Raw genomic sequence first — 20730 nt, forward strand, 5'->3', positions numbered from 1 at the left:
AGGAATCCGCCGCCATCATCAGGAGCATTAACCGATATGATGGGGAGCCGGGATTTTTGCAGATGTATTTTATTTGCCCAATCCTAAAAAAGAATGAAACGAATAAAAAGTCCTTGCAATATACCTATATGGGGTATATAATAAACCCATCAGATATACCCCATATGGGTATGTGAGGAGGATGGATATGGAAAAAGAACAATGCTGCTGCCATAAGACAAAGGAGCGTTCCCAAGAAGAATATAAAAATCTGCTGAACCGCCTGAACCGTATTGAAGGACAGATCCGCGGAATCAGGAACATGGTGGAAAAGGATGCCTACTGTACGGATATCCTGGTACAGGTAGCTGCGGCCAATGCCGCGCTGAACAGTTTCAGCAAAGTACTGCTGGCCAATCACATGCGCACCTGTGTGGTGGATGATATCCGCGCAGGAAAGGATGAAACCATTGACGAACTGGTGGCCACTATCCAGAAGCTGATGCGCTGATGCAGGCATCCATCCGGAGAATGCTTTATGGACAAAGAGGAAGGAGAGAAGATATATGGAACAATATACAGTGACAGGCATGAGCTGCGCTGCCTGCAGCGCCCGTGTGGAGAAAGCGGTATCCAAGGTACCGGGGGTTACCTCGTGTTCCGTCAGCCTGCTGACCAACTCCATGGGAGTGGAAGGGACCGCGTCCCCCCGGGACATCGTAAAGGCGGTTGAGGACGCAGGATACGGGGCAGCGGCCAAAGGAGAGGAACCCAAAGGCACGGCAGCCGGGAATGTGGCGGCCCATGATACGGAGGATATGTTAAAGGACAGGGAAACGCCTGTTTTAAAGCAGAGATTGTATGCATCCCTGGGATTCTTGATTGTACTCATGTATTTTTCCATGGGACATATGATGTGGGGCTGGCCGGTCCCGGCATTTTTCGCTGATAATCATGTGGCCATGGGATTGCTGCAGCTGATCCTGACAGCCATTGTCATGGTGATTAACCAGAAGTTTTTCATCAGCGGTTTCAAAGGGCTGATACACAGGGCGCCCAACATGGATACGCTGGTGGCCCTGGGGTCGGGAGCTTCCCTTGTCTACAGCGTATATGCCCTGTTCGCCATGACTGGCGCCCAGGCGCGCGGGGATATGGCCGGGGTCATGGGGTATATGCATGAGTTCTATTTTGAATCCGCGGCAATGATCTTGACCCTGATTACCGTGGGCAAGATGCTGGAGGCGCGTTCCAAGGGAAAGACCACGGACGCCCTGAAGAGCCTGATGAAGCTGGCTCCGAAGACAGCCACCCTGTTAAGGGACGGGGTGGAGACAGAGGTTTCCATTGACCAGGTGAAAAAGGGGGATGTTTTTGTGGTCCGCCCAGGGGAGAACATACCCGTGGATGGTATTGTTCTGGAAGGCAGCAGCGCGGTGAATGAATCAGCCCTCACCGGGGAGAGCATCCCGGTGGATAAGGGGGAGGGGGACCACGTGTCGGCGGCAACCCTTAACCAGTCAGGCTTCATTAAGTGCCAGGCCTTAAGGGTGGGGGAAGACACCACTCTGTCCCAAATCATCCAGATGGTCAGCGATGCGGCGGCTACAAAGGCCCCCATTGCCAAGGTTGCGGATAAGGTATCGGGTGTGTTTGTTCCGGCTGTGATTGCCATATCGGCGGTCACCATCATTGGATGGCTGATTGCAGGGCAGGGCATCGGGTTTGCCCTGGCGCGCGGGATTTCCGTGCTGGTCATCAGCTGCCCCTGTGCCCTGGGCCTTGCCACGCCGGTGGCAATCATGGTGGGCAACGGCATGGGCGCCAGACACGGCATCATGTTTAAGACCGCTGTTTCCCTGGAGGAAGCAGGCAAGATGGAGATTGTGGCCCTGGATAAGACAGGGACCATCACAAACGGAGAGCCAAGGGTGACCGACATCATACCGGCTGAGGGTATCTCGGAGACACGTCTTCTGGAACTTGCATTTACCCTGGAGAAGAGAAGTGAGCATCCACTGGCAAGGGCGGTTATGGTCAGGGCGGAGGAGGAGAAGCTGGACGCCGGGGAACTATCTGATTTTAAGGCGCTGCCCGGCAATGGATTATCCGCTGTCATGGATGGCGTCGTGCTGTGCGGCGGCAACTTCAACTTCATCAGCAGCCAGGCGCCGGTAACGCCTGAGATGAAAGCCCAGTCCGAACGGCTGGCGGAAGATGGAAAGACACCGCTGTTCTTCAGTATGGACAGCCGGATGATTGGAATCATCGCAGTTGCCGATACTATAAAGGAAGACAGCCCACAGGCGGTTAAGGAACTTAAGGACATGGGAATCCATGTGGTCATGCTTACAGGCGATAATGAGAGGACGGCCAGGGCCGTAGGGCAGCTGGCCGGTGTGGATGAAGTGATTGCCGGCGTGCTTCCGGATGGAAAGGAAAGCGTGATCCGCCGCCTGAAACAAAAGGGCAGGGTAGCCATGGTGGGGGATGGGATTAACGATGCGCCTGCGCTTACCAGGGCTGATATCGGCATTGCCATTGGAGCAGGAACTGATATTGCCATCGATGCGGCGGATGTGGTCCTTATGAAGAGCCGCCTTAGCGATGTCCCGGCAGCCATCCGCTTAAGCCGCGCCACCTTACGGAACATACACGAGAACCTGTTCTGGGCATTTTTTTACAACGCCGTGGGTATTCCCCTGGCAGCAGGACTGTGGTATCCTGTCTTTGGATGGAAACTGAATCCCATGTTCGGGGCGGCGGCCATGAGCTTATCCAGCTTCTGTGTGGTGACCAATGCGCTCCGGCTGAATCTTTTTAAGATGTATGACGCTAAAAGGGATAAGAAAATCAAAGGAAAGAGAAAGGAAGGAAAAAAGATGGAAAAGACAATGAAAATTGAAGGTATGATGTGCGGCCACTGCGAGGCAAGGGTTAAAAAGTGCCTGGAGGAGCTTCCCGAAGTAACTGCCGCCGCTGTCAGCCATGAATCAGGAAGCGCGGTGGTCACACTGAATGCTCCGGTGGATGATTCGGTGCTGAAGAAAACCGTTGAGGACCAGGATTACAAGGTGATATCCATCCAGTAAACCGGACGGATGAAATACGGATAAGGCGACAGGCAGTATTTTATCAGCAGCTGGATGCGCATTTCCCTGGACTTAAGAAAAAGTACATGGATACCTATGGAAATGCCTATGCGGTGGGCACTCCCCACAGGAAGGAACTGATGAAGCTGTTCAAGGACGCGTGCAGGGACAGCGGGCTGAAGACAGATATCAGCCCGCTGTTTTCCTACATCCATGAATTTGAGGACAAGAGGGAAGGGGAGCAGTTAAGCTTTATGGATTTCATGGGCGGGTGAGACGCAGGGGATGGGGGTGGGGAAGTGTCATGCCATGCCCCCGCCTTACTCCCACCGGAAGAACCGGAGCGCAACGCCGCTGCAAAGGACGAAGACGGCCCCCAGTATCAGGACAGGAAACCACACCTGGTCCAGGGGCTGTCCCAGGGAGGCTGCCTTAAGCAGCTTGATTCCCTGGGTAAGTGGCATCAGGCCGGCTGCCCTTTGCATGGGGCCGGGCATGATTTCATAAGGCAGCGTGGCGCCGGAAAACAGGAGCATGGGAAAGTAGAGGATACTGGCAATGATACCTGCTGTCTTTGTATCAGGCGCAAGACCGCCTGCCACCAGGCCTATGCTGAACATGGACAGCATCACCAGCAGATAGCTGAGGATGAAAGCCGGGACAGGACCCTGCATCCGGAAACCAAAGAATACAGCCGCCGTCCCATAGACCAGGATCAGGGAGACCAGGGCATAGATGGCATAGATGACAACATGGACCGCCAGGATCAGGGCAGGGCTTACCGGGGTAACCCGGAAACGTTTCAGTATCTTTTTCTGCCTGTATTCGGAAATCAGGAGTGGAAGCCCCATTACACCGCCTGCGCAGATGGCAATGGCGGACAGTGCGCCAAAGGCTTGCTCAAGGAAGGTATGGGAAGCGCCCTCAAAGGCCGGCCTGTTCCCAAATACCGCGCCAAAGATCACAACCATGACCACGGGCAGGCACAGCCCGAAGATGACCATGTCCATACCGCGGACAGACAGCTTTAATTCTGTTTTAAGCATTGTTCTGAATGTGTTCATTTTCTTCCTCCTCCGTAAACCAGATATAGGCGTCCTCCATGGTCCTGTATGGACTCGCATCAATTGCTTCTTTTACCGTGCCCTGAAAGATGACACGGCCATGTGCCAGGATGGCGATGCGGTCGCACAGCGCCTCCACCTCATCCATGAAATGGGATGTCAGGAAAATGGTGGTGCCATTCTGTTTCAGTTCCAGCAGGTGTTCCCATACATCACGCCGAGCCTTTACATCCAGGCCGGTTGTAAGCTCGTCCAGGAAAACCACTTCCGGGTCCATCATAAGCGCAAGGACAACGGACAGGCGCTGTTTCTGCCCGCCGGATAAATCGTTTATCATGCTCCCTGATTTTTCCTCCAGGCCGAACCGGCGCAGCAGGTTCCCATAGGGAATCGGATGCCTGTAGAGGGACATTATTTCCTCACACAGTTCACGGACCCGGATGCGGTCGGGATAACTGGATTCCTGGAACTGGACGCCTACCCTTTGGAACAGCTCCCTGCGGTTCATGATTGGGTCCATCCTGAGGATGGATACGGAACCGCTGTCAGCCTTTCTTGTTCCAAGGATACACTCGATGGATGTGCTTTTTCCTGCCCCGTTAGCCCCCAGAAGCCCAAAGGCTTCCCCTTTCCTTACATCCAGGGACAGGTTTAGAAGGGCAGCTATCCCGTCATAGTATTTTGAGAGTTTTTCCACATGGATGGCTGAATCCATATGGGCCGGATCCGTTTGGGCCGGATCCATATTCGTTGAACCAATGTCTGTTTTCATGACATGACCTCCTTGATTTTTTCTACCAAAGAATAACACCAGGACAAAGCCTGGTGTTAAAGTGGAGGGTTTAAATGATATTTTTCTTTCATCCTGCACAGGTTATGGTGAATCCGGTCCGCATTTGCCGCTGCGCGTGAAAGTGAGGAAAGCAGATTGTCACAGGCAGTGATGACCGTTTCATCGGCCGCATCGATAACGGCGCGGATATCCGTATCCGGGTCAGCGGACAGGGCGGTCAGCATCCGCAGGATGGCGGTAAGGGAGTAGTTGGCGCACCGCAGGGAGCGGATGATTTTCAGCCGTCTGATGTCAGCATCCGTATAGATGCGGTATCCGTTTTTCTTCCGCTTAATCCTTAATAGTCCGTTAAGCTCCCAATTGCGAAGGGTATCAATGGTGATTCCCAGATATGCGGCTGTTTCACTTCTGCCCAGGCAGAGTGTCCCGGCCCCCTCATCCCTTCCGGTCCCCTCATCCCTTCCGTCCCCCTCATCCCTTCCGGCCAGCATGTCCTTCACAATTCCAATGGCTTCTTCCGCATGACCTGTCTCGGTTTCAATCTGGCGGCAATATGTTTGGGAGAGATGGATTGCCTTGTCAAAATCACATTCAGCCGTGGCCCTGACAATATCGACCGCCAGACGGCGCAGGCCATTCTGGAGGATTTCCACCTGAAATGCCAGCCTGGCATTGATGAACTGGTCCAGGTGAAGGTCCGTGAAAATCCTGTAGCCATTTGGTTTTCTCTCTGGCGCTGTTATCAGGTGCAGTTCTTCATACAGGCGCACTGTATTGGGATGGATTCCTATGATACCCGCCAGCTCTGATGTTGTATAAGTCCGTTCCATGGGCATGTCCTCCTGGGTATAGTATAGCACAGAGTATGACACAGATGGATGTTTTCATGCATCTGGATTGCCAAAACCGTCCAATCGCCCTGGACTGGCGCCATGAATGCGTATATAATGGGAGGACAGGAGGTAACGGAACCATGATAATATTAATTGCAGGCTGTTCCCATACAGGGAAGACATTCCTGGCACAGCGGCTGTTGGAAAGGCTTGGATATCCCTATCTGTCCATGGACCATCTGTAAATGGGCCTGATCCGAAGCGGCATGACAAACCTTACGCCGGCGGATGACGAAGGGCTGGTTTCGTATCTCTGGCCAATGGTCAGGGAAATCATCAAGACCGCCATAGAAAACCGCCAGAACCTGATTGTGGAAGGCTGTTACATCCCTTTTGACTGGAAAGAAGGCTTTGGGCCGGAGTATCAGAAGGAAATCCTGTACGGCTGCCTTATCATGACCAGTACCTATATCCGCAGCCATTTTAAGGATATCCTGTCATATGCCGGAATCATCGAACAGCGGATGGACGATTCATACTGGACAATGGAACGGCTTCTTAAGGAAAACAGCAGGTACCTGGAACAGTGCAGGAAATCCGGCTGCCCTTATACCTTAATCAACGATGACTATATCCGGAATACAGATGCGCTGGTCAGCCGGCTGGAAGCTGAAGCAGGGGCATGCGGCACAAACATGGAACATAGGAGGAAAAACATTTGATACCATCCATTTTAAACAGACGCAGTATAAGGAAATACAAAGATACGCCGGTTCCCAGGGAAGCCATCGGGGAAATCCTTTATGCCGGAAGCCTTGCGCCCTCCTCCAAGAACCGCCAGCCCTGGAAGTTCATCGTGGTTTCAGGGGAAGCAAAAAAGGGAATGCTAAAAGCCATGGGCCAGGGCCTTTTGCGGGAAAAGGAGGGGAGGGATGCCCTGCTTCCTGAAAGCAGGCAGCACATAGGCGGCGCAGGGTACACCCTGCGCATCATGGAACAGGCGCCCGTGACCCTGTTCGTCATCAATCCCCTGGGCCTGGACCTGGATTCCCCGGCCACGCCGGAACAGCGCATCTACGAAATCTGCAATGCACAGTCAATCGGCGCCGCCATGGAGAACATGACGCTGGCGGCAACGGAACTGGGGCTGGGCAGCCTGTGGATATGCGACACCTTCTTTGCTTATGAGGAGCTGAACAGGTGGCTGGGCGTTAAGGGGACCCTGGCGGCAGCCATGGCATTGGGATATGCGGATGAAGCCCCTGGGCCAAGGCCGAGAAAATCCATGGAGGAACTGGCGGTGTGGAGGTCTTAGGGCCTTTTTTTAACACCCCCTTCTTTTCAGAAAACCGGATAAAAAACATATTGATTTATAGAATGATATCTAGTATATTATAAGTTGTATGCAGGACCGAAAGGAGAGTCATTATGATTAAAGTAGCCGTAGACGCCATGGGCGGGGATTATGCGCCGGGCGAAATGGTGGCCGGTGCCGTAGACGCCGTGAACGCAAAACCAGGAATCCAGGTGCTTCTTGTGGGGCAGGAGCAGGCAGTAACTGCTGAATTAAGCAAATCCACCTACAATAAGGAACAGATCCAGGTGGTAAACGCCACCGAGGTAATTGCCACGGATGAACCGCCGGTTAATGCAATCAGGAAGAAGAAGGACTCTTCTATAGTGGTAGGTATGAACCTTGTAAAAAAGGGGGAGGCTGATGCCTTTGTTTCCGCCGGAAGCTCCGGGGCCATCCTGGTGGGCGGACAGGTGATTGTGGGACGCATAAAAGGGGTGGAACGACCGCCGCTGGCTCCCTTGATCCCAACGGAAAAAGGCGTATCACTTTTGATTGACTGCGGAGCCAATGTGGATGCCAGGCCATCCCATCTGGTACAGTTTGCACAGATGGGTTCCATCTATATGGAACATGTGATGGGAATCCGCAATCCACGGGTCGCAATCGTCAATATCGGTGCGGAGGAAGAAAAGGGCAATGCGCTGGTGAAGGAGACATTCCCTCTGTTAAAGGAATGTCCGGGTATCAATTTCATCGGCAGCATTGAAGCCAGGGAGATTCCCCATGGCGCGGCGGATGTCATTGTCTGTGAAGCATTTGTGGGCAATGTGATCCTGAAGCTCTATGAGGGGGTTGGGGCCACTTTAATCGGCATGGTCAAGGGCGGCATGATGTCCACCTTAAGAAGTAAGATCGGGGCGCTGCTTGTGAAGCCCGCCCTGAAGGAGACGCTGAAGGCCTTTGACGCCAGCCAGTATGGAGGTGCGCCGCTTCTGGGCCTTAACGGCCTGGTGGTCAAGACCCATGGCAACTCAAAGCGCACAGAGGTGCGCAATTCCATTATTCAGTGCGTGACGTTTAAGGAACAGGGGATTAACGACAAGATCCGTGGATCCTTAGGTACGGACCGCGTGGAATAAGTCCGAAGGACGAATATAAAAACAAGATTTAAGAAAGAGGAGCTAAGAGATGGAATTTGAGAAATTACAGGGTATTATCGCAGAAGTGTTGAACATTGAACCGGAGGAAGTGACAATGGCGGCTACATTCGTAGATGACCTGGGTGCGGACTCACTGGACATTTTCCAGATTATCATGGGAATTGAAGAGGAGTTTGACATTGAGATTCCAAATGAAGCTGCAGAACAGATTGTGAGTGTTGGCGACGCAGTAGAGCAGATTAAGAACGCATTAAATTAATGATGGCACAGGGGCTGTGTGAGCACAGCCCTTTTTGTGCGTTTTACAGCCAGGGCATGGGACCAATCCGGTTCTGGCATTTTGCCTATCATGTAAGAAAGAAGGGATAGTATGAACGGCCATTTGAAAGAATTGGAAGAAAGGATTGATTATCAGTTCAAGGACCAGAGCCTGTTTTCCCAGGCCCTGACCCACAGCTCCTATGCCAATGAGCACCGCCTGGACCACAGCAGGTGCAATGAGCGTCTGGAATTCCTGGGGGATGCTGTCCTTGAAATCGTGACCAGCGATTTCCTGTACCACAAGTATGCCACGCTGCCTGAAGGCGACCTGACGAAAATCCGCGCCAGCATTGTGTGTGAACCCACACTGGCATACTGCGCAGGGGATATCCGGCTGGGGGAGTATCTGTTCCTGGGCAAGGGCGAGGATGCCACCGGCGGGCGGGGACGCAATTCCGTGGTAAGCGACGCAATGGAAGCCCTGATAGGGGCCATCTACCTGGACGGTGGTTTTGCTAATGCAAAAGAGTTCATTCATCGTTTCATCCTGAACGATATTGAACATAAGCAGCTCTTTTATGATAGCAAGACTATCTTACAGGAAATGGTGCAGAGCCGGCAGGCAGAAGCCCTGTCCTATGAAATCCTCAGGGAGGAAGGACCGGATCACAACAAGTCATTTGAGGTCTGCGCGAAAATCGGCGATGCGGAAATCGGCCGCGGCATGGGACGCACCAAGAAGGCCGCGGAACAGGTGGCTGCCTATAACGGTATCCTGAAACTCAGGGCTGAGGACATTGAGACAGACGCAAAATAATAAGCAGGTGAAGTATGTATTTAAAAAGTATTGAGATCCAGGGGTTCAAATCTTTTGCCAATAAGCTGTTGTTTGAGTTCCACAACGGCATCACGGGTATTGTAGGCCCTAACGGAAGCGGTAAGAGCAATGTGGCGGACGCAGTGCGCTGGGTGCTGGGCGAACAGAGGATTAAGCAGCTGCGCGGCGCCAGCATGCAGGACGTCATATTTGCCGGGACAGAGATGAGGAAGCCCCAGGGCTTTGCCTATGTGGCCATTACCCTGGACAACAGCGACCATCAGCTGTCCATTGACTATGACGAGGTCACCGTATCCCGGCGCCTGTACCGTTCCGGGGAAAGTGAATACATGATTAACGGAAGCGCATGCCGCCTTAAGGATATCAACGAACTGTTCTATGACACGGGTATCGGTAAAGAGGGATATTCCATCATCGGCCAGGGTCAGATTGATAAGATCTTAAGCGGCAAGCCGGAGGAACGGCGCGAGCTGTTTGACGAGGCTGCCGGTATTGTTAAATTCAAGCGCAGGAAGAACATTGCCCAGAAAAAGCTGGAGGACGAGCAGGCCAACCTGGTCCGTGTAAGCGACATCCTGTCGGAACTGGAGAAGCAGGTAGGCCCCCTGGAGCGCCAGTCCAAGGCTGCCAAGGAATACCTTCAGTTAAAAGAGGAACTGAAGGTCTGCGACGCCAACCTGTTCCTTATGGATACGGATAACATCAGCAGACAGCTGGAAGAGGTGGGCAGGCGGCGCAGCCTTTTGTCAGGGGACATGGAGGATACCAAAAAGGAATCCGAACGTCTTAAGAACGAATATGAGAAGCTGGAGCAGGGACTTGCTGGTCTGGAAGGACAGATTACATCAGACCGCCAGGAGCTGAACCAGGCGACCGTGTCAAAGGGCAGCCTGGAAGGCCAGATCAATGTCCTGAACGAACAGATACATACCGAGGAGATGAATGAGGAACACCTGGAAAGCCGCAGGACCGTCATCACCGGGGAGTTGGAGGCCAGGAGAGGGCAGCTTTCCTCCTATGAGGAAGAATATGCCAGGATGGAAACACAGGTAACCGATGCCAGGCAGCGCCAGGAACAGGCCCAGGAACAGCTGAACAGCAAGGATGGGCTTATACGGAGCCTGGATGAGTCGATTGAGGCGGCAAAGGGCATCATCATCCAGTCCCTCAACGAGAAGGCAGCCCTGACAGCGCGCCAGCAGCGCTATGAAACCATGCTGGAGCAGGTAAACCTGAGGCGCAGTGAAGTGACCCAGAAGCTGCTTAAATATAAAAGCGATGAATCGGTCCAGGACGAACTGATTGCCAGGGAGCAGGCTGCCCTGGATGAGGTGAGGCAGCAGCTGGAAGACAGGCAGTTTAAGGCCCAGGAGGCGGAAGACGCCATGACGGAGGCGGAAGCCGATGCCAAACGGTTAAACCGCAACCAGAACGACACCCAGCAGGAATACCATATGGCCTATACCAAGCTGGAGTCCTTAAAAAACCTGGCGGAACGGTATGACGGATACGGCAACAGCATCCGGCGCGTCATGGAGGTCAGGGACCGGGTCCACGGAATCCACGGGGTGGTGGCCGACATCATTTCCACGGAACAGAAATACGAGATTGCCATCGAGACAGCCCTGGGCGGAAGCATACAGAACATTGTCACGGATTCAGAGGCAACCGCCAAGCAGCTGATTGAATACCTGAAAAAGAACCGATACGGAAGGGCCACCTTCCTGCCCCTGACCAGCATCAACGGCAGCCAGAACTTTTCACAGCCGGCGGCCCTTAAGGAAAAGGGCGTCCTGGGACTGGCCCACGACCTGGTCCAGGTGGACGGACAGTATAAGGGGCTGGCCCGGTATCTTCTGGGGCGGGTGGTTGTTGTGGATACCATTGACAACGCCATTGCCCTTGCCAGGAAGTACAGGTACAGCCTGCGCATCGTCACCCTGGAGGGTGAGCTTTTAAGCGCCGGAGGTTCCATGACAGGCGGCGCCTTTAAGAACAGCAGTAACCTGCTGGGACGCCGCAGGGAGATTGAGGAGCTGGAGGAAACCTGCAGCAAGGCCCTGGTTCAGATAGAGAAGATCCAGAATGAACTGGCATTAAAGGAAAGCCTTGCCCAGGAGAAGAAGGGCGAGCTGGAGCAGTTAAAAGCCCGGATACAGAAGCTGGTATTACAGGAAAATACAATCCGCATGAACATTTCCCAGCTGGAGGACAAGAAGGCTGAGATTGCGGATTCTTCCAGCGACCTTGTCAGGGAACATGGACAGCTGGAGGAGCAGGTAAAGGAGATTGCCCAAAGCCGTTCCACCCTGGAGGACGATACCCGCGGGCTGGAGCTTAAGAACAGCCAGGCCAATGAGGAGATTGAGGAGAAGAGCCTTCTCCTGGAGGATGCGAGGAAGGAGCGGGAGACAGCCGCCACGGCCCTGTCCGCGGTTCAGATGGAAACAGCCAACCTGACCCAGAAACAGGATTTCATCAAGGAGAATACAATCCGTGTGCGCGGGGAAATCCGCAAGCTGGAGGAAGAATTCCAGTCCCTGGAAGCTGGCAGCGGCAGTTCGGAACAGATCATCCTTGGGAAGAAGCAGGAGATTGAACGGATCCGGGAACAGATTGCAGGCGCACAGGCCAGGATGGAAGAACTGGAGACAGTGATTGCAGGACATACAGCCAGGAAGGATGCAATGGCGGCGGAGCAGAAGGGGTTCTTTGCCAAGCGTGAGGAACTGACCGCCCGTCTTGCCGAACTGGATAAGGATATGTTCCGCGTACAGGCCAGCCAGGAAAAGCTGGAGGAGAAACTGGAGGCATCCACCAGCTACATGTGGACCGAATATGAGATGACCTTCTCCACTGCGCTGGAACTTAAGAAGGAAGAATACCAGTCAGCCTCCGAGGTCAGGAAGCGGATTGATGAGCTGAAGTCCAGGATTAAAGGCCTTGGCAACATCAATGTCAATTCCATTGAGGACTATAAGGAAGTGTCTGAGCGGTATGGATTCATGAAGACACAGTATGATGACCTGATCCAGGCCCAGGCCGAGCTGGAGAAGATCATCGAGGAGCTGGATATGGGCATGCGCCGCCAGTTCCAGGAGAAATTTGCTGAAATCCGGGCTGAATTCGACAAGGTATTCAGGGAATTGTTCGGCGGCGGCCGGGGAACACTGGAACTGATGGAGGATGAGGATATACTGGAAGCAGGCATCCAGATCATCGCGCAGCCCCCGGGCAAGAAACTGCAGAACATGATGCAGCTGTCCGGCGGCGAGAAGGCCCTGACAGCCATATCCCTGCTGTTTGCCATCCAGAACCTGAAGCCTTCGCCCTTCTGTCTTTTGGACGAGATTGAGGCGGCGCTGGATGACTCCAACGTGGACCGGTTTGCCGGGTACCTGCATAAGCTGATTAAGAATACACAGTTCATTGTCATCACCCACAGAAGGGGAACCATGATGGCGGCCGACCGCCTGTACGGTATCACCATGCAGGAAAAGGGCGTGTCCACCCTGGTTTCCGTGAACCTGATTGCAGATGACCTGGAAAATTAAAACGGAATATGATATGATGATTGATAAATTGATATGACAGATAAGGAGTAAAGGTTATGGCTGAGGGAAAAAAGGGTTTTTTCGGACGTCTGGTAGAAGGACTTGCCAAGACCCGCAACAATATCGTATCTGGAATTGACTCTATCTTCAGCGGATTTTCCGCCATTGATGACGACTTTTATGAGGAGATAGAGGAAACCCTGATCATGGGCGACCTGGGCATCCAGACCACCATGTCCATCGTGGAGGATTTAAGGGCCAAGGTAAAGGAGCAGCACATCAAGGAGCCGGAGGAATGCAAGGAGCTTCTGATAAACAGCATCAAGGAGCAGATGGACCTGGGCGAGAACGCCTATGAGTTTGAACACAGGAAGTCCGTGGTCCTGGTCATCGGCGTCAACGGCGTGGGCAAGACCACGTCCGTGGGCAAGCTGGCTGGACAGCTTAAGGATTCAGGACACAAGGTGATCCTGGCGGCGGCGGATACCTTCCGTGCGGCTGCCATCGAGCAGCTGACCGAATGGGCGGGCCGGGCCGGGGTGGACATCATTGCCCAGCAGGAAGGCTCTGACCCCGCGGCCGTCATCTATGACGCGGTGGCTGCCGCCAAGTCCAGGAAGGCGGATGTGCTGATCTGTGACACGGCGGGACGGCTCCACAATAAGAAGAACCTGATGGAGGAACTCAGGAAAATCAACCGGATCATTGACAAGGAATATCCGGATGCATACAGGGAGACTCTGGTGGTCCTGGACGGCACCACGGGACAGAACGCCCTGGCACAGGCCCGCCAGTTCATGGAGGTGGCTGATATCACAGGCATCATACTGACCAAGCTTGACGGTACGGCCAAGGGCGGCATCGCGGTTGCCATCCAGTCTGAACTGGGGCTTCCGGTCAAATACATTGGGATCGGCGAGCAGATTGATGATTTACAGAAGTTCAATGCAGACGATTTTGTCAATGCACTTTTCAACGTACAGAGGAAGACAGCAGAGTAATGGCGCCCAATCCATCCTTGAATTTAATGAATTGACGTGATATAGTAAAGGATATTAAAGGGAAAGAAGGACTGATTATGGAAGAACTGACACTGGAGAAATTTGAGGAGGCGTCCGACCTTGTAAGGGAAGTGACGACAGAAACAAAACTTGTATACAGCGAATATTTTTCATCCCAGACCGACAACAAGGTATACTTTAAGCCGGAGAACATGCAGTATACAGGCGCATACAAGGTAAGGGGCGCTTATTATAAAATCAGTACCCTGAATGAGGAGGAGAAGGCAAAGGGCCTGATTACCGCCTCAGCCGGCAACCATGCCCAGGGCGTTGCATATGCAGCCAAGCTGGCCGGCGTCAAGGCAACGGTGGTGATGCCGACCACGACCCCCCTCATGAAGGTGAACCGTACCAAGAGCTACGGCGCCGAGGTGGTCCTGGAGGGGGATGTGTTTGATGAGGCCTGTGATTATGCCTATAAACTGGCGGATGAGCAGGGCCTGACCTTTGTCCATCCATTTGACGACCTGGCCGTTGCCACGGGACAGGGCACCATTGCCATGGAGATCATCAAAGAACTCCCGACCGTGGATTACATATTAGTCCCCATCGGCGGAGGCGGCCTGTGTACGGGCGTCTCCACCCTGGCCAAGCTTCTCAATCCCAAGATTAAGATCATCGGCGTGGAACCGGCAGGAGCCAACTGCATGCAGGAATCCCTGCGCCAGGGCCAGGTGACCACCCTTCCCGAGGTCAATACCATTGCGGACGGCACCGCGGTCAAACGGCCGGGTGAGAAGCTGTTTTGCTATATCCAGGAAAATGTGGACGATATCATCACCATTGATGACAGCGAGCTGATCGTGGCCTTCCTCGACATGGTGGAGAACCACAAGATGATAGTTGAGAATTCAGGGCTGCTCACCGTGGCCGCGCTGAAGCACATGGATGTGCAGAAAAAGAAGATTGTTTCCATCTTAAGCGGAGGCAACATGGATGTCATCACCATGTCCTCCATTGTACAGCACGGCCTGATCCAGAGGGACCGGGTATTCACTGTCTCCGTGCTGCTTCCTGATAAGCCGGGCGAACTGGCCAGGGTTTCCTCCCTGCTTGCCAGGGAACAGGGCAACATCATCAAGCTGGAACACAACCAGTTCATCAGCATCAACCGGAACGCTGCCGTGGAACTGCGCATCACCATGGAGGCGTTCGGCACCGAACACAAGAATCAGATCGTTGCCGCGCTGACAGGCGCAGGCTACCGTCCAAAGCTGGTTAAGTTCAAAGGCACATACAGCGAGATGTAAGATACAGGGGGGAAATATCATGCAGCCGGAACAACATACGGTTACCCATACAATCAACAGGTACCGGAGTTTTCGCTATGAACTGATTTTGGAAGGAGTGGCAGTGGGTGCCATTGCAGGCGCGGTGGTGGTGGCTTTCAGGTATCTGATCGGATATGCGGATACACTTTTAAATGCCATATTGGATTACGGGAAGGCCAACACCTGGTTCATCCCGGTTTGGTTCCTTATCCTGGCAGCGGCAGCCTTTGTGGTGGCCGGGCTGCTTAAATGGGAATCCCTGATTTCGGGAAGCGGCATACCCCAGGTGGAAGGCGAGATCATAGGCGAGATTGACGAATGCTGGTGGCGGGTCCTGCTTGCCAAGCTGGGCGGCGGGATACTGTCCCTTGGATGCGGCCTGTCCCTTGGCCGTGAAGGCCCCAGCATCCAGCTGGGGGCCATGGCCGCCAAAGGATTCTCAAGACTGACAAAAAGGGTCAGGACAGAAGAGAAGCTGCTCATCACCTGTGGGGCCAGCGCGGGCCTTTCAGCTGCCTTTAACGCACCCATTGCAGGTATCCTGTTCTCCCTGGAGGAGGTACATAAGCACATTTCACCGGAACTGCTGTTATCCTCCATGGCGGCCTCCATCACATCCGACTTTGTATCCAGGAATGTATTTGGCCTGAAACCTGTATTTACCTTTACCATCACCCACATGATGCCCCTGAACACTTACGGGCATGTGCTCCTTCTCGGTGTGCTGATTGGGGCCATGGGAGTGGTCTACAACACGGTCCTGTCAAAGACCCAGGACCTGTACGAGAGGATTCCCTGGCGCCTGGTGCGGGTACTGATACCCTTCCTTCTTGCAGGCGTGTTCGGCTTTCTGTACCGCGGCGTTCTGGGCGGCGGGCATGCGCTGGTGGAAGAGATGTCTGCCGGTGATTTTGTCCTTGGTTCCCTCTGTCTTCTGCTGGTGGTCAAATTCTGCTTCTCCATGGTCAGCTTCGGCTCCGGGGCGCCGGGAGGCATATTCCTGCCATTGCTGGTGCTGGGGGCCATCATCGGAAGCATCTATTACCGTCTGGCGGAACCCTTAAGCCCGTCGCTTTCAGGGCTTTTGGTCAACTTCATCATCCTTGGCATGGCCGGGTACTTTTCAGCCATTGTAAGGGCGCCCATTACAGGAATCATCCTGATCAGCGAGATGTCAGGTTCTTTCTCACACCTGCTGACCTTGTCCATGGTGTCCCTGGCAGCCTATCTGGTGCCTGATATCCTGCGCTGTGCGCCGGTATATGACCAGCTGTTACACCGTCTGTTGGCCAAGCAGAACCCGGATAAGAAGGCCACGCTCACAGGGGAAAAGGTCCTGGTGGAGGGAATGATTTATCACGGAAGCGCCGCCGAAGGACAGAAGGTGGCTGCCATTGCATGGCCCAGGACCTGCCTGGTGGTTTCGCTGATGCGGGGCGACGCCGAGTTCGTACCCAGGGGGGATACGGTCCTGCGTGCCGGGGATAAGATTGTCGTACTGTGCGATGAGACTTCAGAAGGCCAGCTGCACCGGACCCTCCAGGAGTATTGTGAGACAGTTGGGCTGGAGCGCAATTAAGATTGCATCGAAGGGAGGAATGTATATGGATTTTTATATGAAGACCGGTAAAAGGGCAGTCCTGCTCACTGCAGTGCTGGCATCATGCATGATTGGCGGGTGTGCAGGCAAGGAACCTGCGCCAACCGAAGCCACGCCGGCTGAGACGTCTGCCAGGGCGGAGGAATCCACTGGGAATGCGGGCATACCCAACCCCATGGAGGAGGTGGACAATGTCCTGGCCTTTGAGAAAATCGGGGTTCATATGGTGCTGCCAAAGGAAGCAGTGGAGCCGTCCTATTTTATTATTAACGGAGAGGTGGCTGATATCCATTTCACCTTCAATGATATAGGGTATACCTACCGGGCATCGGATACTGCAGAGGATTTTGCTGGAATATTTGAGCGTTTTAAGGACGGCGTCCTGACCGAAACAGCCGGAAGCAGCGGACAGACGGCTGAGATTCAGATCAAGACCACGGAAAGCGGCGGACGGCTGGCTGCCTGGGAATGGGGCAGTACGAAATACACCCTTTACACGGTCAGCCAGGTGGAGGACGGGGATATCAGCAGCCTTGCACTCACCCTGGCAGAACTGGGTGAGAACGAGAAATAATCCCGATTACTTCAGACAGGCAGGTGTGTATTATGCTGGAATTAAAAGATTTCATGCCTGTTAATTTCCTGAAGAAGGAAAAGTTTACGGGCAGCCATCAGGGAATGCGTTTCCGGATGGAAAAGACAGAGGTGGAAGGTGAGGAAAAGCCTAAGCTGGGTGTCTGCGTGTGGCCGGAGCCATATGGATACGATGCTACCCCAAAAGAGGAGAAAGAAAAAATCCTCCTGGAATTTGACGCGGATGGAATCGCCAAAGGCGTGGACTGGCTGAATGAACAGTTTGTGGCCCAGGCCAGCCGCTGGAAAGCTGCAAACAGAAGATGATTTCTACGTTTTGCTGAAAATAGGATATATTTTATGGTTTTTTTATAATTTATTAACGAAATATTTATTTGTGGTTGACTTTTAAAACATGGGACACTATAATAAGCCACATAAAGAAAAGCGCTGGTGCTTAACACCCGGCGCTTTTCCTGTTCTTACGTGAGTAACAGAGTACACAAAGGGGTGTATTGCAATCGTCAGGTACCGGCGGCAATACACCCTTTTGTATTTCAGACATCCCCATTACAAAACTCAAGGAGGAACATTCTATGGAATTTTCAGCAGTAAACACAATCTGGGTCTTGCTGGGCGCAGCCCTTGTCTTCTTCATGCAGGCAGGCTTTGCCATGGTGGAGACCGGTTTTACAAGAGCTAAGAATGCAGGCAACATCATCATGAAGAACCTGATGGATTTTGCCATCGGCACCCCGCTGTTCTGGCTTACCGGATTTGGCATCATGTTTGGCGGGGCAGGCGCCTTGATTGGAGGATTTGACCCCCTGGTAAGGGGTGATTACAGCAGTATCCTTCCTTCCGGTGTTCCCCTTCCGGCTTTCCTGATTTTCCAGACGGTTTTCTGTGCAACAGCAGCAACCATTGTTTCAGGAGCAATGGCGGAGCGCACGAAATTCATATCATACTGCATCTACAGCGCTGTCATCAGCGCGGTTGTATATCCTATATCCGGGCATTGGATCTGGGGCGGCGGCTGGCTGGCCCAGATGGGCTTCCATGATTTCGCAGGTTCAACCGCAGTACATATGTGCGGGGGCGTGGCTGCGCTGGTGGGAGCCAAAATCCTTGGTCCCCGTATCGGAAAGTATGATAAGGACGGAAAACCCAACGCCATCCTGGGCCATAGCCTCACGCTCGGGGCCTTGGGCGTATTCATCCTCTGGTTCTGCTGGTTTGGGTTTAACGGCTGTTCCACGGTATCCATGGATAATGACGCATCTGTTTATTCAGCCGGAAATATTTTCGTGACAACCAATCTGGCTGCCGCAACCGCAACGGTTGCAACCATGATCATCACCTGGCTGCGTTATAAGAAGCCGGACATATCCATGACACTGAACGGTTCCCTGGCAGGTCTGGTAGCCATTACGGCCGGCTGTGACCTGGTAACGCCGGCTGGCGCATTCTTCATTGGTCTGATTGCTGCTTTTGTGGTTGTATTCGGCATTGAGTTCATTGATAAGGTGTGCAGGATTGACGACCCGGTGGGCGCCATCGGGGTCCATGGGATGTGCGGCGCAGCAGGCACCCTGCTGACCGGAGTGTTTGCAGCGGATGGCGGACTGGTGTACGGGGGAGGCTTTCATTTCCTGGGTATACAGCTGATTGGCGTGGCGGCAGTAATTGTCTGGGTCGCGGTAACCATGACCATTACCTTTACCGTGCTGAAGAAGACAATCGGACTGCGCGCCAGCAGGGAAGAGGAGACAAAGGGGCTGGACGCAACCGAACACAACCTTTCCAGTTCTTATGCGGACTTCATGCCAATGGTATTCACGGGTAAGGAAACGGAAGAAGATACACGTGATGTGTCCGTTGAGAAGGCTGTTGCAGTGGAACATTTCCCAGCCTCCGTACCAGTGTCCGGTACAACAAAGTTGACCAAGATTGTCATGGTGTTTAACCAGGCCAGGTTCGTCCCGCTTAAGGATGCGCTGTCGGGGCTGGGCGTGACCGGGATGACGGTTACCCAGGTCATGGGCTGCGGCACCCAGAAGGGCCATGTCAATTACTACAGGGGCATTAAGGTGGAGGAAGTGGCCTTCCTGCCAAAGATGAAGCTGGAGGTGGTCGTAAGCAAGGTTCCTGTGTCCGAGGTGATTGAAACTGCCAGGAAAGTCCTTTATACGGGAAATATCGGAGATGGGAAGATTTTCGTATATGATGTTGAGAACGTGATTAAGGTGCGGACGGGAGAGCAGGGTTTTGATGCGCTCCAGGGCGAATAGGGGATTGCATTCAGGCAGGGACTGTATGACGTTGGGTTGTGCAGCCCCTGCCTGTTTTGCGCCCTCTCACTCCTCGGATACCGACCAAAACATCCGGTTTCCTTCCACATATGCAGTAAGCCTGCCTTCGTCCTTCAGCCAGGAAAGGTAGGAACGGATGGTGGAACCTACCAGGACATGCTGCTGGAAGGTCATGGTCAGGCCATAATCATCAAAAACCATCTTAAGGACGGATTCAAAGGTCTGTGGAATGGTACAGATGTCCAGCAGCTTAAGGGCAATTTCATGGACACATTGTTTATTGTATATGGCAAGGTCCCTGATGCTGTCCGTGGCTTCGGCATGGGCCGGGACAAAAAGCGGGGCTTCCATTTCCATGACCCGGTCCAGGGTTTGGAGATAGGAGGACACATCATAGATGAATGATACCTTGTATTTGTCAAGGGTTGCCCGGCTGCTGAGACAATCTGCCAGAAAAACGGTTCTGTCCGGGGTCCGCACTCCGATCATCTCAAAAAAGTGGCCCGGCAGCGGGATGATTTCCAGTTCAGAAAGCGCCGTATCCTCCTCCATGGCGCTTATGTCACATACCTGGCTTTCCGGGGCCATGAGGAATTTGTGCCGCAGGTCCTTGAAGGGATAGCCGCCGTACAGGAAAGCGGGTTCCAGCTGGGGATGGCTTGTAAATGCCGCCTCCACGCCTTTGGCGTAAATCTTACAGCCGGTCTGCTGCTGCAGGTATTTATTGCCGCCGATGTGGTCTGCATTGGAGTGGGTGTTGACGATGGCGTGCAGGCTCCATCCTTCCCGGTCCATGATCTGGCGCACTTTCCTTCCGGCATCCTTATCACTGCCGCTGTCAATCAGACATATCCGGGTATCATCAATCTTAAATACGCCGATTTTGGCAGGGCAGTTAATATAGAAGCTCCTGGCGCCTGTCTGTATCAGTTCATACATACTATACCTCCTTGCTTTTATGAGTTAAATTAGCACTATGATATCACATAAAAGGGAAAAATGAAATACAGGTTTATATTTTACTTGAAATTCCCCATATTTC

General features: G+C 53.3%; 19 protein-coding genes. 15 read left to right on the forward strand and 4 right to left on the reverse strand.

Annotated elements, in window-relative coordinates:
• The first annotated feature begins 187 nt into the window (after window positions 1–187).
• From LK536_RS29975 to LK536_RS29985, 3 genes are all read left to right on the forward strand, one after another.
• Window positions 188–490, forward strand: coding sequence for a metal-sensing transcriptional repressor (locus LK536_RS29975; RefSeq protein WP_025487249.1), 303 nt, complete (start codon window positions 188–190; stop codon window positions 488–490).
• A gap of 55 nt (window positions 491–545) precedes the next feature.
• The gene (locus tag LK536_RS29980) at window positions 546–3071 is read left to right on the forward strand and encodes a heavy metal translocating P-type ATPase (protein ID WP_227794803.1); all 2526 of its coding nucleotides are present in this window, start codon (window positions 546–548) and stop codon (window positions 3069–3071) included.
• Window positions 3072–3157: 86 nt separating this feature from the next.
• Window positions 3158–3346, forward strand: a complete 189-nt coding sequence (locus tag LK536_RS29985) for a hypothetical protein (RefSeq protein ID WP_227794804.1) — start codon at window positions 3158–3160, stop codon at window positions 3344–3346.
• A 45-nt stretch (window positions 3347–3391) separates the two neighbouring features.
• Here the strand turns inward: LK536_RS29985 and LK536_RS29990 are convergent, their stop codons facing one another.
• From LK536_RS29990 to LK536_RS30000, 3 genes are all read right to left on the reverse strand, one after another.
• On the reverse strand, window positions 3392–4135 hold the full coding sequence (locus LK536_RS29990) for an ABC transporter permease (protein ID WP_227794805.1): 744 nt from the start codon (window positions 4133–4135) through the stop codon (window positions 3392–3394).
• On the reverse strand, window positions 4110–4850 hold the full coding sequence (locus LK536_RS29995) for an ABC transporter ATP-binding protein (protein ID WP_025487251.1): 741 nt from the start codon (window positions 4848–4850) through the stop codon (window positions 4110–4112). The genes LK536_RS29990 and LK536_RS29995 overlap by 26 nt, the downstream gene beginning before the upstream one ends.
• A gap of 113 nt (window positions 4851–4963) precedes the next feature.
• Entirely contained in the window at window positions 4964–5758 is a 795-nt protein-coding gene (locus LK536_RS30000; RefSeq protein ID WP_227794806.1) for a MerR family transcriptional regulator, read from the reverse strand.
• Window positions 5759–6006: 248 nt separating this feature from the next.
• Here LK536_RS30000 and LK536_RS30005 point away from each other — a divergent pair, with 248 nt between their 5' ends.
• From LK536_RS30005 to LK536_RS30060, 12 genes are all read left to right on the forward strand, one after another.
• Window positions 6007–6483 (forward strand): hypothetical protein, encoded by a 477-nt coding sequence (locus LK536_RS30005; RefSeq protein ID WP_227794807.1) that lies wholly within the window; start codon window positions 6007–6009, stop codon window positions 6481–6483.
• Complete coding sequence (locus LK536_RS30010; RefSeq protein WP_008725972.1) at window positions 6480–7076, forward strand: nitroreductase family protein; 597 nt, start codon at window positions 6480–6482, stop codon at window positions 7074–7076. The genes LK536_RS30005 and LK536_RS30010 overlap by 4 nt, the downstream gene beginning before the upstream one ends.
• Before the next feature lie 113 nt (window positions 7077–7189).
• Complete coding sequence (gene plsX, locus LK536_RS30015; protein WP_008725971.1) at window positions 7190–8197, forward strand: phosphate acyltransferase PlsX; 1008 nt, start codon at window positions 7190–7192, stop codon at window positions 8195–8197.
• 49 nt (window positions 8198–8246) lie between these two features.
• A complete protein-coding gene (gene acpP, locus LK536_RS30020; protein ID WP_008725969.1) occupies window positions 8247–8477 on the forward strand; it encodes an acyl carrier protein in 231 nt (76 codons plus the stop codon).
• Window positions 8478–8588: 111 nt separating this feature from the next.
• The gene (gene rnc / locus LK536_RS30025; RefSeq protein WP_008725968.1) at window positions 8589–9296 is read left to right on the forward strand and encodes a ribonuclease III; all 708 of its coding nucleotides are present in this window, start codon (window positions 8589–8591) and stop codon (window positions 9294–9296) included.
• 14 nt (window positions 9297–9310) lie between these two features.
• Entirely contained in the window at window positions 9311–12871 is a 3561-nt protein-coding gene (smc, locus tag LK536_RS30030; RefSeq protein WP_227794808.1) for a chromosome segregation protein SMC, read from the forward strand.
• Between the two features lie 56 nt (window positions 12872–12927).
• Entirely contained in the window at window positions 12928–13872 is a 945-nt protein-coding gene (gene ftsY, locus LK536_RS30035; protein WP_008725965.1) for a signal recognition particle-docking protein FtsY, read from the forward strand.
• A gap of 77 nt (window positions 13873–13949) precedes the next feature.
• Window positions 13950–15182, forward strand: a complete 1233-nt coding sequence (gene ilvA / locus LK536_RS30040; protein WP_227794809.1) for a threonine ammonia-lyase — start codon at window positions 13950–13952, stop codon at window positions 15180–15182.
• A gap of 19 nt (window positions 15183–15201) precedes the next feature.
• Window positions 15202–16782, forward strand: coding sequence for a ClC family H(+)/Cl(-) exchange transporter (locus LK536_RS30045; protein WP_025487256.1), 1581 nt, complete (start codon window positions 15202–15204; stop codon window positions 16780–16782).
• A gap of 25 nt (window positions 16783–16807) precedes the next feature.
• Complete coding sequence (locus tag LK536_RS30050) at window positions 16808–17377, forward strand: hypothetical protein (RefSeq protein WP_227794810.1); 570 nt, start codon at window positions 16808–16810, stop codon at window positions 17375–17377.
• A 32-nt stretch (window positions 17378–17409) separates the two neighbouring features.
• Window positions 17410–17703: a hypothetical protein gene (locus LK536_RS30055; RefSeq protein ID WP_227794811.1), complete on the forward strand. Its 294-nt coding sequence runs from the start codon at window positions 17410–17412 to the stop codon at window positions 17701–17703.
• A gap of 269 nt (window positions 17704–17972) precedes the next feature.
• A complete protein-coding gene (locus LK536_RS30060; RefSeq protein WP_040382505.1) occupies window positions 17973–19667 on the forward strand; it encodes an ammonium transporter in 1695 nt (564 codons plus the stop codon).
• A 66-nt stretch (window positions 19668–19733) separates the two neighbouring features.
• On the opposite strand, the gene LK536_RS30065 is transcribed toward LK536_RS30060, so the two are convergent.
• Window positions 19734–20627 (reverse strand): MBL fold metallo-hydrolase, encoded by an 894-nt coding sequence (locus tag LK536_RS30065; RefSeq protein ID WP_120056060.1) that lies wholly within the window; start codon window positions 20625–20627, stop codon window positions 19734–19736.
• Window positions 20628–20730 lie beyond the last annotated feature (103 nt).

Origin of the sequence: Clostridium pacaense (assembly GCF_020709765.2) — a bacterium.
Taxonomy (GTDB): domain Bacteria; phylum Bacillota; class Clostridia; order Lachnospirales; family Lachnospiraceae; genus Enterocloster; species Enterocloster hominis.